This window comes from Grimontia sedimenti, from assembly GCF_011045095.1.
In the GTDB taxonomy this organism is placed as follows: domain Bacteria; phylum Pseudomonadota; class Gammaproteobacteria; order Enterobacterales; family Vibrionaceae; genus Enterovibrio; species Enterovibrio sedimenti.
Genome location: NZ_JAALDL010000009.1, coordinates 168,540 through 182,333, shown reverse-complemented (window position 1 = coordinate 182,333; position 13,794 = coordinate 168,540). Strand labels below are relative to the sequence as shown.

19 protein-coding genes are annotated in these 13,794 nt (G+C 49.2%); 10 read left to right on the top strand and 9 right to left on the bottom strand.

Going from position 1 to position 13,794, the window contains the following annotated elements; genetic code table 11:
- Together G5S52_RS13425 and G5S52_RS13420 are read left to right on the top strand one after the other, a co-directional pair.
- Positions 1-1,080, top strand: coding sequence for an AI-2E family transporter (locus tag G5S52_RS13425; RefSeq protein WP_165014610.1), 1,080 nt, complete (start codon positions 1-3; stop codon positions 1,078-1,080).
- 99 nt (positions 1,081-1,179) lie between these two features.
- Positions 1,180-2,658, top strand: coding sequence for an FAD-dependent oxidoreductase (locus G5S52_RS13420; RefSeq protein WP_165014607.1), 1,479 nt, complete (start codon positions 1,180-1,182; stop codon positions 2,656-2,658).
- Between the two features lie 70 nt (positions 2,659-2,728).
- Here G5S52_RS13420 and bcp read toward each other — a convergent pair whose 3' ends face one another.
- Entirely contained in the window at positions 2,729-3,199 is a 471-nt protein-coding gene (bcp, locus tag G5S52_RS13415) for a thioredoxin-dependent thiol peroxidase (RefSeq protein ID WP_165014603.1), read from the bottom strand.
- Positions 3,200-3,420: 221 nt separating this feature from the next.
- On the opposite strand from bcp, the gene dapA reads away from it, so the two are divergent.
- Complete coding sequence (dapA, locus tag G5S52_RS13410) at positions 3,421-4,299, top strand: 4-hydroxy-tetrahydrodipicolinate synthase (protein ID WP_046302952.1); 879 nt, start codon at positions 3,421-3,423, stop codon at positions 4,297-4,299.
- A gap of 18 nt (positions 4,300-4,317) precedes the next feature.
- Positions 4,318-5,343: an NlpB/DapX family lipoprotein gene (gene bamC, locus G5S52_RS13405; protein WP_165014600.1), complete on the top strand. Its 1,026-nt coding sequence runs from the start codon at positions 4,318-4,320 to the stop codon at positions 5,341-5,343.
- A gap of 66 nt (positions 5,344-5,409) precedes the next feature.
- Here bamC and G5S52_RS13400 read toward each other — a convergent pair whose 3' ends face one another.
- The 5 genes from G5S52_RS13400 to G5S52_RS13380 form a co-directional block, all read right to left on the bottom strand.
- The gene (locus G5S52_RS13400; protein ID WP_165014597.1) at positions 5,410-6,513 is read right to left on the bottom strand and encodes a phosphoribosylaminoimidazolesuccinocarboxamide synthase; all 1,104 of its coding nucleotides are present in this window, start codon (positions 6,511-6,513) and stop codon (positions 5,410-5,412) included.
- A 208-nt stretch (positions 6,514-6,721) separates the two neighbouring features.
- Complete coding sequence (locus G5S52_RS13395) at positions 6,722-6,931, bottom strand: DUF2897 family protein (protein WP_002537949.1); 210 nt, start codon at positions 6,929-6,931, stop codon at positions 6,722-6,724.
- Between the two features lie 2 nt (positions 6,932-6,933).
- Positions 6,934-7,605, bottom strand: a complete 672-nt coding sequence (locus G5S52_RS13390; RefSeq protein WP_165014594.1) for a M15 family metallopeptidase — start codon at positions 7,603-7,605, stop codon at positions 6,934-6,936.
- A complete protein-coding gene (gene dapE, locus G5S52_RS13385) occupies positions 7,602-8,738 on the bottom strand; it encodes a succinyl-diaminopimelate desuccinylase (RefSeq protein ID WP_165014591.1) in 1,137 nt (378 codons plus the stop codon). Before dapE ends, G5S52_RS13390 begins: the two co-directional genes overlap by 4 nt.
- A 31-nt stretch (positions 8,739-8,769) precedes the next feature.
- Complete coding sequence (locus G5S52_RS13380) at positions 8,770-9,120, bottom strand: ArsC family reductase (protein ID WP_165014588.1); 351 nt, start codon at positions 9,118-9,120, stop codon at positions 8,770-8,772.
- A gap of 204 nt (positions 9,121-9,324) precedes the next feature.
- Between G5S52_RS13380 and G5S52_RS13375 the strand changes: the two genes are divergently transcribed.
- Complete coding sequence (locus G5S52_RS13375; protein ID WP_062710013.1) at positions 9,325-9,621, top strand: ArsR/SmtB family transcription factor; 297 nt, start codon at positions 9,325-9,327, stop codon at positions 9,619-9,621.
- 103 nt (positions 9,622-9,724) lie between these two features.
- Entirely contained in the window at positions 9,725-10,006 is a 282-nt protein-coding gene (locus G5S52_RS13370; RefSeq protein ID WP_002537945.1) for a winged helix-turn-helix domain-containing protein, read from the top strand.
- Positions 10,007-10,044: 38 nt separating this feature from the next.
- Here the strand turns inward: G5S52_RS13370 and G5S52_RS13365 are convergent, their stop codons facing one another.
- Genes G5S52_RS13365 through G5S52_RS13355 form a run of 3 tightly spaced genes read right to left on the bottom strand, consistent with a single transcriptional unit; the run spans position 10,045 to position 11,188 of the window.
- Complete coding sequence (locus G5S52_RS13365) at positions 10,045-10,401, bottom strand: MmcQ/YjbR family DNA-binding protein (RefSeq protein WP_165014585.1); 357 nt, start codon at positions 10,399-10,401, stop codon at positions 10,045-10,047.
- On the bottom strand, positions 10,402-10,839 hold the full coding sequence (locus G5S52_RS13360) for a DUF1499 domain-containing protein (protein WP_165014582.1): 438 nt from the start codon (positions 10,837-10,839) through the stop codon (positions 10,402-10,404). It abuts the gene before it with no gap.
- A 13-nt stretch (positions 10,840-10,852) separates the two neighbouring features.
- Positions 10,853-11,188: a DUF2956 domain-containing protein gene (locus G5S52_RS13355; RefSeq protein WP_165014579.1), complete on the bottom strand. Its 336-nt coding sequence runs from the start codon at positions 11,186-11,188 to the stop codon at positions 10,853-10,855.
- A gap of 123 nt (positions 11,189-11,311) precedes the next feature.
- Here G5S52_RS13355 and G5S52_RS13350 point away from each other — a divergent pair, with 123 nt between their 5' ends.
- The 4 genes from G5S52_RS13350 to G5S52_RS13335 all read left to right on the top strand — a co-directional run bounded on the left by G5S52_RS13350 (position 11,312) and on the right by G5S52_RS13335 (position 13,687).
- Positions 11,312-11,632: a heavy metal-binding domain-containing protein gene (locus G5S52_RS13350; RefSeq protein ID WP_165014576.1), complete on the top strand. Its 321-nt coding sequence runs from the start codon at positions 11,312-11,314 to the stop codon at positions 11,630-11,632.
- A gap of 170 nt (positions 11,633-11,802) precedes the next feature.
- Positions 11,803-12,288 carry a DUF2919 domain-containing protein gene (locus G5S52_RS13345; protein WP_165014573.1) on the top strand — a complete coding sequence of 162 codons (486 nt, stop codon included), beginning with the start codon at positions 11,803-11,805 and terminating at the stop codon, positions 12,286-12,288.
- Positions 12,281-12,676 (top strand): hypothetical protein, encoded by a 396-nt coding sequence (locus G5S52_RS13340; RefSeq protein WP_062663039.1) that lies wholly within the window; start codon positions 12,281-12,283, stop codon positions 12,674-12,676. Before G5S52_RS13345 ends, G5S52_RS13340 begins: the two co-directional genes overlap by 8 nt.
- A 114-nt stretch (positions 12,677-12,790) precedes the next feature.
- Positions 12,791-13,687, top strand: coding sequence for a Dyp-type peroxidase (locus G5S52_RS13335; protein ID WP_165014569.1), 897 nt, complete (start codon positions 12,791-12,793; stop codon positions 13,685-13,687).
- The last annotated feature ends 107 nt before the right edge of the window (positions 13,688-13,794 follow it).

Genomic DNA, 13,794 nt, shown 5'->3' with positions numbered 1-13,794 from the left:
ATGCTAGAAATGCTTAACCGTTGGTATCAACGACGGTTCTCAGATCCGCACGCAGTAAGCTTGATTGCACTGCTCATCATGGGCTTTGTAGTCATCTACTTTTTCGGCAACCTGATTGCCCCACTTCTCGTCGCTATCGTATTGGCCTATCTGCTGGAATGGCCTGTCGCCAAAATGGTAGGACTGGGCTTAAACCGGACACTATCGGTGATACTGGTTTTGCTGCTTTTCGTTGGATTTATGATTCTGGCCTGCTTTGGCTTGATGCCAACTATCTGGAACCAAATCATCAACCTTATCGCTGACATTCCGAAAATGTTCAACGATTTCCAAAGCTATGTTTCCCATCTTCCTGATGAGTACCCTGAACTGATTCAACCGCATATGGTGAATACCTTTATCGACACACTGCAAAGCCGTGTGCTGGGTATGGGTGAAAGCGTAGTAAAAAGCTCCTTGTCTTCGCTGGTGAGCCTGGCTGCATTGGCGGTATATCTGATTTTGGTGCCATTGTTGGTTTTCTTCCTGCTAAAGGACAAAGAGGAAATGATGCGTTCGTTTACCTCGTTGCTGCCAAGAAACCGCCGCTTGACCAACAAAGTAGGGATGGAGATGAATGAACAAATCTCTAACTACATCCGTGGCAAAGTGACGGAAATTATTATCGTGGGTATCACCAGTTACATCACCTTCGCGATTCTGGACCTCCGTTACGCTGCGCTGTTGAGTGTGGCAACAGGTTTGTCTGTGCTCATCCCTTACATCGGTGCAGCAGCGGTCACTTTGCCCATCTTTATGGTGGCATTGTTCCAATGGGGCATCAGCCCAGAGCTTGGTTACCTGATGCTGGCATACGGTATTATTCAGGCGCTTGACGGTAATGTATTGGTGCCGGTGCTTTTCTCTGAAGCTGTGAATCTGCACCCTGTGGCAATCATCGTGGCGGTACTGGTATTTGGAGGGCTTTGGGGCTTCTGGGGTGTTTTCTTTGCTATCCCACTGGCAACCCTGGTGAAAGCAGTATGGAATGCGCTGCCTTCTAATGAACCGGAAGAAGCAATAGCAGAAACTAACAACTAAAATGATCTTCACCGTGATACAGTGAGTAAACACAAGTAGGGACCTGAATTTGGGTCTCTCTTTATTTTTGCCAGTGCTCAATGACTGGCTGCGATTAGAATGAACGAAAAGACCGAATTGTGTGTTGAGGGTAGTGCGTTGACGTTAAACAAACCGTTTACTGTTGGCATCGTGGGTGGTGGTGTTGCCGGTTCGACTGCAGCGTTGAAGCTGTCAGGGTTAGGCATCAATACCGTGCTGTTTGAAGCCAGTGAAAGCCTCGTCAGTGGGCCACCGATTTGTCACCTTCACGCAGGGGGAAACCTGTACCGCGAGATTTCTGAACAGCAGTGTGTGAAACTGTTGGAGCAATCTATTGCCACTGTCCGAGCCTACCCGCACTCTGTTAACCGACGCCCAACTGTGATTGCTATCCCGACCTCAGACCCGGGCGAACCTGAAGCGATTTTGAATCGCCTTGATGTACTTACCGCGCATTACAAAGCGTTGGTTGAGCAAGATCAGAACAATGCCGTATTGGGGCCTCCTGAGGATTATTACACGCTGTTTTCACGCGAAGACATGGACGCATTGGCGCAGCTTTCCCTGCCTGAATCGCCTCAAACGCCTCAGGAATGGATGATTCCTGTGGCGCATCACATGCCCCATGAAAATTTTAAATATCCGATCGTTGTGGTTCAGGAATATGGTCTGAGTGTTTTCCGTTTGGCCGCCACTGCTGCCCTGGGGCTTGAAAACTCACCATATTGTGAGATGAAACTTGGTCATAAGGTCATTGATGTGGTCAAAGAGCATGACGGCTGGACTATCCACGCACAGGACGTAGAAGGCGACGTCGTATCGCAATGTGTCGATTACCTCATCAATGCTGCCGGCTTCCGCACAGGTAAACTTGACGATATGGTTTCTTCACCGAGAGAGCGTTGGGTCGAGTACAAGGCGGCATATGTGGCTCATTGGCCCTCAAAACCCGGCCAATGGCCAGAAGTGATTATTCATGGAGAGCGCGGTACACCCCAAGGCATGGCGCAACTCACGCCTTACCCACAAGGCTTCATCCAGCTTCATGGTATGACGCAGGAGATCACCTTGTTTGAAGGTGGTTTGGTGAAAAGTGATGCAGAAACCGCTTATCCGCCGCTGCCTGAAAGCATGGTGGTGAAAGCGGATGGTGGCTGGGAATGGCCTGAAATCCGTGAGCGTACTTCCCGTGCCATTTCCCATTTCGCCAATTGGCTGCCTGCATTCGAACGAGCCGAAGTGGGTGGAAAGCCGCTTTGTGGCGCTCAGCAAATTCCGGGAGAGGATCCGAGTTTGCGTGCGGCTGACGCGTCCTTTGAAGGTGAGCGTTACGCACGTGTCGAGTTGGTGAAAGCCTCATCCGCACTGCAAGCCGCTGACCGCATCCTTGAGCAGCTAGAAGCGCTTCACGGTGTGAAATTGCCCGTTGGTTGGAATATTCCAACGCTGTCGCTGACCGAGTCATTGACCGAAGCGCAGGTAGTGGAGAAAGCGAAATCATTGACGGCGCTGAGAGGTTACCCGGAAGCACTGGCAATTCCGTTTCCAGAAAAATAGCGACCATAGGTGCGTTAGTCGCAGAAACAGCAAAGGCCGTCATTGACGGCCTTTTTCGTTCCTGTAGGGCTTACGCGCCTTTCAGGTAGTTGATCACCACATCATGGTGGTCTTTGGTTTTGAACTTGTTGAACACATGTTCGATAACACCGTTCTCATCGACCAAGAAGCTCAGACGGTGAATGCCGTCGTACTCTTTGCCCATGAACTTTTTTAGGCCCCAGACGCCGAAAGCGTCGGCAACAGCGTGGTCTTCATCACTCAGCAGGGTGAAGTTCAGCTCTTTCTTTTCTTCAAAGCCTTTCAGCTTTTTGACTGGATCTGGGCTTAGGCCAAGAACGACGGTGTTCAGTGCATCCAGTTCTGCTTTACTGTCACGCAGTGAGCAGGCCTGAGTTGTGCAACCCGGTGTCATTGCCTTCGGGTAGAAGTAAACCAACACCTTGTTTTTGCCTTTGAACTGACTCAAAGAGACAGTGTTTCCGTTTTGATCTTGCAGCGAGAATTCTGGTGCTGCTGCACCGGCTTCGAGCGTTTGCATGTTTCTTCCTTCTTAATTTTCATGTCGCAACGAATGAGCATGCGTCTCGTTAAAATACGCGGATAAATCAATGTCGCGAGTGGCAATACGTCCAAGCGCACAATATCGTTCATTTTCACGGTGATCAACCGCGCAAACACAGGGTATAAGGCACCTCTGCGTGCTTGTTTTTGCCTGTCGCCAAAAGTACCATGGGTCAAAACGCGTTTTTGGAGATGGAAATGTTTTCAGGAAGTATCGTGGCACTTGTCACGCCTATGGATAGCTCTGGTGAAGTTGATTACGCCAGTTTGAAAAATCTCGTTGATTTTCATGTTGATGCAGGCACTGACGCCATCGTCTCTGTCGGGACGACAGGTGAATCTGCCACTGTCACCGTAGAAGAGCATATCAAGATTGTTCTGAAGACACTCGAATTCGCCGATGGACGCATTCCCGTCATCGCAGGTACTGGTGCAAATGCCACCCATGAAGCGATTACCTTCAGCAAAATGTTTGCAGGTTCTGGTATCGCAGGCTGTCTGAGTGTAGTGCCTTACTACAACAAACCTTCTCAGGAAGGTCTGTACCAGCATTTCAAAGCTATCTCTGAGTCGAGCGAACTTCCACAGATTCTGTACAACGTACCAGGTCGCACTGTCGCTGACATGTTGCCTGAGACTGTCGCACGTCTTTCTGAGTTTGAAAACATTATTGGTATCAAAGATGCAACTGGTGATTTGGACCGCGTTCGCATTCACCGTGAACTTTGTGGCGAAGATTTTATCTTACTGAGTGGTGATGATCTCACTGGCCTGGATTTTGTTGCCGCTGGTGGCCATGGCGTGATTTCAGTAACCAACAACATTGCTGCTGCGCAAATGGCAAAAATGATCAAACTGGCGCTGGCAGGAGAAATGGACGAAGCCCGTTCAATCAATGAGAAGATAATGCCTCTGCACACTGATCTTTTCGTTGAAGCGAACCCAATTCCAGTGAAGTGGGCATTGCATGAAATGGGCTTGATTGCGGACGGAACACTGCGTCTGCCGCTGACCACTTTGGATGCGAAACTGCAGCCTAAAGTGAAGCAGGCTCTTGTAGATGCAGGCGTGCTGTAACGCTTCTTTGGAGTTTTAATGAAACCTGTTTTTAAGTTCGGCTTGAGTGCTGTGATGGTCGCCATGTTGGCGGCCTGCTCGAGCGCTGATTCGCGCCGTCAGGCGTCGGATGATTTTAAATACCTTGAAACACCACCGCTGTCAGATTGGAAAAACCTTCCTGATCAGCAGCCTGAGTTTTCCGGTGCTTACCGCATTCCAGCTAATGATTTCCAAGGCCCGGTAGGTCGTGATATTGATATTCGCCCTCCTCAGCAAATTCTCGAATTGATCCCTGGTGCGCGGTATGAGCGTGACAGACAAGGTGTCACCGTGTGGATGCCTCGTGAAGATCAAGCTCAGCGTCTTTGGTCAACCATTGAAGATATGGTCGCTAACTCCCAGATCCCGGTTCGTACCTCCTCACCGGATGGCATTGAGACTGACTGGTTAGTGTGGACGATTGATGAAGACGAAGAAGTCATTGAAAGCCGCTATGTCGTGAAGCCTACTCAAGATCGTGGCCGTCAGGGTTTCCATATCGAAATGGTGGAATGGAAACGCAACGGCTCGCCAGATAACCTGACTCAGGCATCACGTGATCGCTACAACGCACAGATGACCAACATGATCACTGCCCGCTATGATGCCGACCTGCGTGAAGAAGCGCGCCTGCGTGCATTGGAGTTGGTGAAGAACATCCCAATAAGCCTGGGTAAAGACCGTGGTGGTTCACCGGTGATTATTGCCCGTGCGCCTTACGAAGTGTTCTGGGAGCGTTTCCCGAACATGCTGAGTGAGCTTGGCTTTACTATCGAAGACCGAAACCGTTCACAAGGTACGCTGAGTGTGGAATACAAGTCTCCGGACGACGAGTTCTGGGAAGAAATTGGTGTGTTGCCACTGCAACTCAGCAAGAAGAACTACAACATCCTATTGGGGGACTTGGGTAACCGTACGTCAATTAACGTGACGGACAGTTCAGGCAAGCCTGTAAGTGAAGATGTGTTGGCAGGTATGGCGCCGGCATTCACTGCGGCTGTAGAGCGTTTGAATAACCAATAAGCCTGTACAGAACGAGAAAGAGGACGCCTTGGCGTCCTCTTTTTTTGTCTGTCGATTTGTTAGGGATCAGTCGATTAAACCGTATTCTTCTTTCAGGATATCAATGATTTCCTGTTTCGGGTTGTCACTCAGATGAATCGGTGCGCCAGTGATTTTCTCTGCAATACCAATGTAGGTGCGCGAAATGTCCATAAGCGCTTCAACGGGCAGGTCGTTATCGCGTGCTAAAGCTTCACGCTCTGGCATACGTTCTTTGTTAAGCAGAATGTCTGGATCAGGGAAATAGTTCAGCAGGAACTGGCGGAAGCCTTCTTTGGAGTTTTCCACGATATTGCCAGCCTCGTATTCCTTGGTGTCCCAAATACGTGAAGAATCCGGTGTACCCACTTCATCCATGTAGATGAGCTTTTCTTTACCTGCCGCATCAGTGACATAACCAAACTCAAACTTGGTGTCGACAAAGGTTTGGTCAATTGCTTCCAGTGCATTGCTGATCACACTGAAACCTTCTTTAAGCAAGGTTTCGTATCGTGCAATGTCATCGGCAGATGAGAAGTTAAATGCAGCGAAGTTGTCTTCGATGTTCTTGCGGGTGATGTTTACGTCATCCGCTTCAGGCACACCTGGAATGCCGCGCAAAATACCTTTAGTCGATGGTGTGATCAGAAGCTCTGGCAAGGCTTTGTCTTTTTCGAGTCCTTCAGGCAATTCAATGCCGCAGAATTCACGCTCGCCTTTTGCGTAGGCTCGCCACATGGAACCTGTGATGTATTTGCGGCAAATCGCTTCAATCATAACGGGTTTGGCTTTTTGAACAATCCAGACGAATGGGTGGGGAATATCAAGAATATGACTGTCTGCCAGGCCATTTTCCTTGAACAAGCGGAACCAATGGTTGGAAATGGCATTCAGTGCAGCGCCTTTGCCAGGGACACCTTTCAGACCGCCTTCGGCATGCCAGATACAATCAAACGCGGAGATACGGTCACTGATCACCATAATGGCCAGTGGCGCATCAGGGGCAACATCATAGCCTTTTTCCTGAATAAGACGTTTACTGTCTTCTTCTGTCAGCCAGTAGACAGAGCGGACTTTACCGCTATGAACAGGTTGGTGGGTACGAATGGGAAGATCGTCGTTAACGGCGAGAACTTGATCCGCAAGGCTCATTGAGACATTCCTATCTAAAAGTGGCCGGACGAGGCTTCGTCACTGGCAAGACAACATTCTATGCGGTGAGAGCGGCGACTTCCTGACTCTCACCCTCCAAACGCCTTGCATGATACCAGAACTGAACAGGGGCTGTTACCGAAAACGCAAACGTTTGCGCAAAAAGTTTCCTACAGAAAAAAGGCGACCCTGTGGTCGCCGCTATCGATCACCAGAAAGACGATTTGTCGTCGTCATCCTCATCATCGTAAGGTTTTCGCTCTTTCTTTTGCTCGTTGCTTTGGTCTTCATCTTTTGGTTTAGGCTTTTGCTTCATACCGAATTTGGCATTGGCCGTGTATTTCAGTGCCATGATGTTGCTGACCACAACGGCGACCACAATAAAGATGATCACGTAGGGATTGGTGAGTATATCCATGCTCAGACCTCGCACACGTTCGAGACGTATTGAGAATATATCCAATCCAGCAGGTTTAGGACAGTTTCCCGCCCGGCAATGTCAGAAGATGCGATCGCGGTGCGCAGTGCCTGCGGCGTGAGGATATCCAGCGCCCCTTGCGTGGTTGGGATGTGGCTGATATGCCAGGGCTCAAATGCCACACCGCCTCTATCTTCACGATAAGGCAGGTAAAAGCTGTGCGTTTTCATGTTAGCCAACAGCCAATCAAAGAAAGGCTTTTGGTGTCCGGTAAGGTATTCCCAAGGTTCAAGTTGGATGGAAACACCTTCAGGCAAGAGGTTTCTGGCATAGATGTCTATATCGGTGCCCCAGTGATGACGGCTTGCTCCCGGCAAGGCTGACCACCGCAAAATAGCCCGGACTTTATCGTCATCACTGAGCTGGCTGGCATCCAAAGTGTTTCCGTCGCCATCAAGCATGGGGCGTAGGCCATTGAACTTGTTGTCCCATATCATCTGCTGGCGGCTAAAATCACGAAAGCTGCTGGCAATAGTGAGTTCAAAGCCGGCTGTTTCTGCAGCGCTCTGCAGAGCTAAGAAATCCGCCTGAACGTCTTTATGCAGCAGACCATCGGTTAGAGAGCACAGATGATCTTGCGATTGTCCTGTCAGTGATGAAAGGGTCCAACTCATTTTGCCAGCACTTTCTCCAGTACCTTCTGGTACATGTCCGTCAGTTTTTCGAGATCATCAATCTTCACACACTCATTCACTTTGTGGATGGTGGCGTTGACTGGGCCCAGCTCAATAACCTGACCGCCCATTTGCGCGATAAAGCGACCGTCCGAAGTACCGCCCGTGGTGAGAAGCTGAGGCTTCTCGCTGTTCACTTCGTCCACGGCTTCAACGACAGCATCAAGCAAAGAACCGGCATCTGTCAGGAACGGCAAACCGTTGTAGGTCCATTTGATATCGTAGTCCAGACCGTGCGAGTCGAAGATAGCGTGAGTGCGGGTTTCGATGTCCTGCGCGGTCAATTCGGTGCTGTAGCGCAAGTTGAACTGGACGTGGAATTCACCTGGAACCACATTACTTGCACCTGTTCCTGCCGCGACGTTTGGAATTTGCAGGCTGGTTGGCGGGAAGTAGGCGTTACCTTCATCCCACTGAACGCTGGTCAGTTCTGCCAGTGCTGGCAGCGCCAGATGAACCGGATTTTTCGCAAGGTGCGGGTAGGCAACGTGGCCCTGGATGCCTTTGAAAGTGACATCACCCGTCAGTGAGCCGCGACGACCGTTTTTCACCACATCACCCACTGCGCTGGTGCTGCTTGGTTCACCCACAATGCACATGTCGATGATTTCATCACGCGCCATCAGGGTGTCTACGACACGGGTCGTTCCGTTGATAAACGGACCTTCCTCATCAGAGGTAATGAGAAAAGCCAGTGAGCCTTTATGGTCTGGGTTTTCTGCGATAAAGCGTTCGGTGGCAACAACCATCGCGGCCAGTGAGCCTTTCATGTCTGCCGCGCCGCGTCCATGCAGGTAACCGTCTACGATCGTCGGTTCAAAAGGCGGCGTTTTCCACTGCTCTAGCGGGCCTGCAGGCACCACATCGGTGTGGCCTGCAAACGCAAACAGTGGGCCTTCCGTGCCGCGACGAGCCCAAAGGTTGGTGGTGTCTTCAAACACCATACGTTCAATTTTGAATCCTAGCGCTTCGAGGCGCTCGATCATCAGTTCCTGACATCCTTCATCTTCTGGAGTCACGGATGGACGGCCTATTAATTCCTTGGCCAGAGACAATACCGCACTGTCTGTCATGGGGTTGTGTGTCCTTTTACTCTAATCGGTGTTATTTGCTAAATATGGTTTCGTATTCTGTAGCTTTGAAGCCGAGATGGTACGTGTCGTTGTGAACCAGAAGAGGGCGTTTAATCATCGCAGGATGAATCAGCATCAGCGCGATGGCGTTGGATTCATCCAGATTGTTTTTTTGCTCTTCTGACAGTGCACGGAAGGTGGTGCCACGTTTGTTGACCAGTGCTTCCCACCCCAGCTTTTCCACAAATTGCTTCAACATTTCCTGATCGATACCGTCTTTACGGTAGTCATGAAACGTGTACGGTTTGCCTTCCGCATCAAGCCACTTCAGCGCTTTCTTGATGGTGTCGCAATTCTTAATCCCGTAAACCATTGTGGTCATTCACTGTTTCCTCATAGTGCTACGTCGAGGGTGCTAGATTGACATTGCGAAGTGTTGAAAGCAAGGCGTGAAGCGACTTCACCTATCATTGAATTAACTTCTATTCGAATAGCTTCATAAATCAATTTCATTCAAAATTTCTACATTAGTGAATTCTGATGTAAATTAATTAGATAAGTCTAATTTAAAGGGTGTTTGTCAGTAATGGGTAAAGAACTTCAACAACAAGCCAATGAGGCGGCCAAAGTGCTGAGAATTCTCGCACACCCGGAAAGGTTGATGGTGCTCTGTCAGTTGCGGGAGGGGGAGAAAAATGTCTCGAGCCTTCTTGAGAACAGTGCCTTGAGTCAGTCTGCTTTTTCCCAGCACCTCACTGTGTTGCGACAAGCGGGATTAGTTGAGACACGCAAGGAGTCGCAATCAGTGTTTTACCGCATTGCAGGTGGCAAAGTGGAAAACCTGATCAATGCAATTCAAGGTGCATGGTGTGGCGAGCGCTAACGAGCAAACGACATGCTGATGAATAGGCGTTCAATTTGATCAAGCGCAATACCTCCTTTGCAATTCATTGAATAATGGAAAGCAGTCATATTAGGAGGTCTCAATGGAACTGAATCCGGTTTTTGCAAGAAGACTGTATCTCGCTTTTTTGGTTGAAGAAATGGAGCGCCCGAACGTTCCGCGTTTAATTGAAGCCACGGGCTGGCCACGTCGCACGATTCAGGACGTGATCAAATCACTGGCAGGTCTTGGTATTGAATTGTCATTCATTCAGGATGGACGCCGCCATAATGACGGATATTACCGACTGACTGACTGGGGCCCGTTCAAGCGTGAGTGGGTTGAAGACCGTAAACAGGACATTATGGGAACGCTTACGGTATAAAACAAAAAACGCAGCTAACGAGTCTGCGTTTTTTGTTTTCAGGCTTCGGCGTGAACTGGCCTTAGTGATTTCTGAACGTACTTGGGCAGTTTATCTACTACCAGATGCCAGGAACGGGAAATGATATTCTCTATTTCCTCCGTTGGCAGAGGGCAGTTTTTGCCAAATTCTATCCACCCAGCCCTAGCCAGGTGCGGTGCCGGACGGCAATCCGGGATCTCCGCCATCATAATGAACAAATCTTCCGGCACTTTGCAGGCCATCTTCTCTCCATCGTAGAAAATGCAAACCATCTTAGTCTGGTGCACGCTGTATACATCAACGCCACCCCACTTTACATCATGACGGATACCCACCAGTGATGCGCAGTGTGCCTTGAGTGCCGGGATGTCCATTTACTTGATGAGTCCTTTTTCCTTAAGCGCTGCTCTTAACGCTTCAACGCGTTTTCGGTTTACGCCAAAGTCAGAGTACCCAACGCGTGATTCAGAACGGACTATCAGCTGGTCGCCATCGATACGGAGTTCCAGGTCATCCACGAAACGCATGATTTTACTGACGCTCTCAACACGCACATAGCCAGGCTCCTGATCGCCAATACGAGTGCCTGGCATGCTGAGCGCGACTTCCAGAATGGGTGCTATCGAAGCACCTTCTGCCAACTCGAATGGCGCAACGTTGAAATCTTCACGTGGGTCATGTGTAGAGACACAGTTTGGTTTGTCGCCACATGGGGTAAGAGATTTATCGGTCACTGCGTCTTCTCCTTGTGCGCATCCGAGTGTGACTATCATTGCTACGCCGACAGCGGCGAATGAGAGCGTCTTTTTCATTGTATATTCCCTGTTATTGGTTGCTCAGTATATAGGCTGCAAACCCTACCCAACTCGCTATCAGGAGTCCCCAAGGCAGAAGATTGCGAGACGTAGACACGGGTTCAACGGTTTCTGTCACATCGTTTATTGATACGGTATCGACTTGTTTTTGCTTGAGTTGCTTTTTCCGTTCTTTATCGCGATCCCGAGCTTTGGCCTTTTGCTGTTTTTTGTATAGCGCAATCCCTTTCTCGATGCCTTGAGCAATCAGTTTTGTCTGCTCTTTGGTTTGCCCAGGCTTTTGGGTGGCCTTGGCAATCTTCATCGCTTCTTGTTGGGTCTCCGGTGAGGGTGTTGCATTACTCATTATTTATTCATCTTTAACCGTATTACGTTGTAAGCGATTATACCGATGATAAGGGACTGCCATGAAACCAAAATCTGAGAATCGTGTCAGACCTCTAATGACAATAAAAGGGAGAAAGGACAAATGATCTTAACCACGACCCCAACTATCCAAGGGCACGAAATCACGCATTACCACGGTGTAGTAGTAGGAGAGGCAATCTTAGGTGCGAATATTTTCAAAGATATCTTTGCGAGTATTCGCGATATTGTTGGCGGGCGTTCTGCCGCTTACGAGCAAGAACTTGCTAAAGCGCGTGAAATTGCATTTGAGGAGCTCAGAGAGCGTGCACGCGCCGCAGGCGGAAACGCAGTGGTGGGTATCGACCTTGATTATGAAGTGGTCGGCCCCAATGGTGGAATGTTGATGGTGAGTGTTAGCGGAACCGCAGTCACTGTCGGATAAATGTGAGCGAGCTAAAAGCTTGGGCTGAAAGATACTGCGCTACACCGCAAAATGATGAGCCCGAGCTTTGTGCTCCCCATTACTACTGACAAAGTGCCAAGGAGGGTTATGAACATTGTTTTATTGCGCGCAGGATTTTGCGGGCACATAACCTTGAAGAACAAAGATAGATGAATACGCTTTTGTACCAATCTCCTGACTATTACGACAAACACGGTAACGCGAAGCCAAACCTGATGTTCTGGCTGACAGGCATCTTTCTGGCGCGTTCCTGGATAGTGTTTGTCATTGCAGGCGTCAGCCGGGAGCAAGGTAAAGATTTGCTCTCGCTGATTTACCCAAGTCATGATGCACTTTATGTCGGGCTGGCGTTGGGATTTCCCGCTGTAGCTTTGATGCTGATGGCGGGAAGTCTTCATCGTTTCCCAGCATTTTTTCAGCGTATTTGGCGGTTGGGTAAGTACATCCTCCTAGCGGCGTTGAGTGGTGATTTGATACTGCAAGTCAATCACCTGATGGTTCAGCGTTGGGAGTTCCACTGGAGTGGGGCGTTAATGTTACTGATAGCGATTTGGCTAGCGTTATACCTATTAAGAAGCCGCCGCATTCGGTTTTTATTCGAAGCCCCCATTACAAGAGAAGAAAAAAATGAATGAGTGGAAGAAAGGGCTTGTCCTGTTCAGCGCAATGTTAAGCCCCTTAGCCATGGCTGACTGGCAGGTTGATGTTAATTTCGAAATGGATCGTGCCGGCAAGCAACACCGCGCACAAACCTCTGTATCATTAGTGCCTGGAGAAGAAACTGTTCTGTTTGATAACGGTGAAGCGACAGGTGCACTCATTGGCAAAGCTGAGCTTTTGGAAGTGACGGCTGATGAGGTGAAAATTTCTCTTCTGGTTCAAGAGCAGTGCGACGATGGCGGCTGGCGAACCATCATGTCGCCAGTTGTCAGTGCGGGACTGAATACGCCGGCTTCTGTTAATCAAAGCAACGAGCAACTGGATGAATTTGCATCTTTAAAAGTGGAAATTACGTCGGTATAAGTGCCAGAAAGCCCACTTTACAGATCTGAGACAAAGTCTCGGCGCTTCACAGGTAATATGCTAGTTTTCTTAAAACTAAAATGAAAACTAGCAGTTTTTACTTGGAGGTAATACATGGCGGTTTCTCAACCGGCAATCGTTGCAGATGCAGGTCCTTTCGCGCTTTACACAGTTCTGAAAGTCAAAGGCTCTGCTTCAGAAGTTCTTGCTCAGTGTCGCGCACTTCACTCCCTTGTGGATGACATTAATGCCCAGCAACCCGATGCTGATTTGAAAGCAGCTGTGTCTTTTTCCTCAGCTTTCTGCGCGGAAAACGGTATTGCGACACCGACTGATTTCTCCGCTTTCCGCCCTCTGGGCGAAGGAGATGCCCATGCGCCCGCAACGGAGTGTGATATTTTCCTTCACGCTCACTCAACCCGTCATGATCTGAACTTCTTCCTGCTACGCAAGTTCTTGTCACCTATTGCTTCAGAGGTTGACGTCATTGATGAAACCTACGGCTATCGTTACCTTGATTCCCGTGACATGACAGGGTTTATCGACGGCACTGAAAACCCGGAAGGCGAAGAAGCGCGTCGCGATGTGGCGATTATCGCTGATGGTGAATGTGCTGGTGGCAGTGTCGTTATGATGCAGCGTTACGTACACAAACTGGCAGCATGGGAACCACTGACCATCAAGCAGCAAGAGAAAGTGATTGGCCGTACCAAGCCTGACTCGATTGAGCTTGACGACGTGCCACCAACTTCTCATGTTGGCCGTGTCGATATCAAAGAAGAGGGTAAAGGCCTGAAGATGGTTCGCCACAGTTTGCCCTATGGCTCTGTGTCAGGAGATCACGGGCTGCTGTTCTTGGCTTACTGCCATACCCAGCATGTTCACAAAACCATGTTGGAAAGCATGTTCGGTGAGCGCGATGGTAAAACCGACATGTTGCTTCGCTTTACCACGCCAGTCACAGGCGCTTACTTCTATGCGCCTTCAATGGAAGCACTAGAAAGTATCTGATTTATCAATATCTTGAATTCTATTGATAACATTAAAAGCACCGTCGCCCGGTGCTTTTTTTATGTCAATTTGTGAGCGTGGTTAAAAGGGCATTTCTGGTTTTTTGA

Bases quoted from the DNA above. Each gene is read 5' to 3' on its own strand.
- G5S52_RS13425 (WP_165014610.1), top strand. From the start codon at position 1: ATGCTAGAAATGCTTAACCGTTGGTATCAACGACGGTTCTCAGATCCG.
- G5S52_RS13420 (WP_165014607.1), top strand. From the start codon at position 1,180: ATGAACGAAAAGACCGAATTGTGTGTTGAGGGTAGTGCGTTGACGTTA.
- bcp (WP_165014603.1), bottom strand. From the start codon at position 3,199: ATGCAAACGCTCGAAGCCGGTGCAGCAGCACCAGAATTCTCGCTGCAA.
- dapA (WP_046302952.1), top strand. From the start codon at position 3,421: ATGTTTTCAGGAAGTATCGTGGCACTTGTCACGCCTATGGATAGCTCT.
- bamC (WP_165014600.1), top strand. From the start codon at position 4,318: ATGAAACCTGTTTTTAAGTTCGGCTTGAGTGCTGTGATGGTCGCCATG.
- G5S52_RS13400 (WP_165014597.1), bottom strand. From the start codon at position 6,513: ATGAGCCTTGCGGATCAAGTTCTCGCCGTTAACGACGATCTTCCCATT.
- G5S52_RS13395 (WP_002537949.1), bottom strand. From the start codon at position 6,931: ATGGATATACTCACCAATCCCTACGTGATCATCTTTATTGTGGTCGCC.
- G5S52_RS13390 (WP_165014594.1), bottom strand. From the start codon at position 7,605: ATGAGTTGGACCCTTTCATCACTGACAGGACAATCGCAAGATCATCTG.
- dapE (WP_165014591.1), bottom strand. From the start codon at position 8,738: ATGACAGACAGTGCGGTATTGTCTCTGGCCAAGGAATTAATAGGCCGT.
- G5S52_RS13380 (WP_165014588.1), bottom strand. From the start codon at position 9,120: ATGACCACAATGGTTTACGGGATTAAGAATTGCGACACCATCAAGAAA.
- G5S52_RS13375 (WP_062710013.1), top strand. From the start codon at position 9,325: ATGGGTAAAGAACTTCAACAACAAGCCAATGAGGCGGCCAAAGTGCTG.
- G5S52_RS13370 (WP_002537945.1), top strand. From the start codon at position 9,725: ATGGAACTGAATCCGGTTTTTGCAAGAAGACTGTATCTCGCTTTTTTG.
- G5S52_RS13365 (WP_165014585.1), bottom strand. From the start codon at position 10,401: ATGGACATCCCGGCACTCAAGGCACACTGCGCATCACTGGTGGGTATC.
- G5S52_RS13360 (WP_165014582.1), bottom strand. From the start codon at position 10,839: ATGAAAAAGACGCTCTCATTCGCCGCTGTCGGCGTAGCAATGATAGTC.
- G5S52_RS13355 (WP_165014579.1), bottom strand. From the start codon at position 11,188: ATGAGTAATGCAACACCCTCACCGGAGACCCAACAAGAAGCGATGAAG.
- G5S52_RS13350 (WP_165014576.1), top strand. From the start codon at position 11,312: ATGATCTTAACCACGACCCCAACTATCCAAGGGCACGAAATCACGCAT.
- G5S52_RS13345 (WP_165014573.1), top strand. From the start codon at position 11,803: ATGAATACGCTTTTGTACCAATCTCCTGACTATTACGACAAACACGGT.
- G5S52_RS13340 (WP_062663039.1), top strand. From the start codon at position 12,281: ATGAATGAGTGGAAGAAAGGGCTTGTCCTGTTCAGCGCAATGTTAAGC.
- G5S52_RS13335 (WP_165014569.1), top strand. From the start codon at position 12,791: ATGGCGGTTTCTCAACCGGCAATCGTTGCAGATGCAGGTCCTTTCGCG.